Source organism: Paraburkholderia sp. SIMBA_054 (assembly GCF_046534875.1).
GTDB classification, from domain to species: Bacteria; Pseudomonadota; Gammaproteobacteria; order Burkholderiales; family Burkholderiaceae; genus Paraburkholderia; species Paraburkholderia hospita.
Genome location: NZ_JAWRXV010001416.1, coordinates 1 through 246 on the forward strand (window position 1 = coordinate 1; position 246 = coordinate 246).

Annotated in this window: 1 protein-coding gene; it reads left to right on the forward strand. The window is 72.8% G+C overall.

Features of this window, described 5'->3' with window-relative positions; genetic code table 11:
• Positions 1-246, forward strand: a 246-nt coding sequence (locus SB822_RS59720; RefSeq protein WP_410859462.1) for a hypothetical protein, incomplete at both ends; no start/stop codon positions are given.

The following is a 246-nucleotide window of genomic DNA, read 5'->3' on the forward strand; positions in this document are numbered from 1 at the left end:
CGGCGCGCTGGCCTTCAGCGGGACCGTGCGCTCGGTTGCCACGCAGGTCCTGCCGGACGGCCGTGAACAGACCGACATGGTGCTGCTGCCGGTGCACTGGCGACTGGGTCACCGGGATGGCCCGATGACGGTCAGGACGGTGGTCTCCCGGATCGGCCCCTGCCCGGGCCTGGGTGCGCTCGGCGCGAAGGTGGGCGAGCAATGGCTGCTGGTCGGACCGGCGGCGGGCCCGACGGTGATGTCATG